The organism is Pseudomonas sp. SIMBA_067, assembly GCF_046534675.1.
In the GTDB taxonomy this organism is placed as follows: domain Bacteria; phylum Pseudomonadota; class Gammaproteobacteria; order Pseudomonadales; family Pseudomonadaceae; genus Aquipseudomonas; species Aquipseudomonas putida.
Genome location: NZ_JAWRYH010000533.1, coordinates 1 through 267, shown reverse-complemented (window position 1 = coordinate 267; position 267 = coordinate 1). Strand labels below are relative to the sequence as shown.

Genomic DNA, 267 nt, shown 5'->3' with positions numbered 1-267 from the left:
CGCGAGGCGTTGGAAACGCTCACCAGCACGTTGTTCATTACCGGTAATACGCTGGCAACCAAGACGGTTGAGGTCAGTGGCGAGCCTGCCAAAAGTCAGCCGAAAGAACCCGCTCCGGCTTCGACCTCCTGGGTGGACAAAGGCCTGCAAGGCGCAACGGATGCCGGTAAGTTTGTCGGCAAAGAACTGCTCACCAGCTTGTGGGATAAAGCCAAGGAACGGGTTTCGGACAAGGCGCTTGATGCCGTGGCTGACAAGTTTCCATCC

1 pseudogene is annotated in these 267 nt (G+C 57.3%); it reads left to right on the top strand.

Annotation, left to right across the window (positions count from 1 at the left end):
* Window positions 1-267: pseudogene (locus SB765_RS30205) on the top strand (tail tape measure protein); the annotation flags it as partial.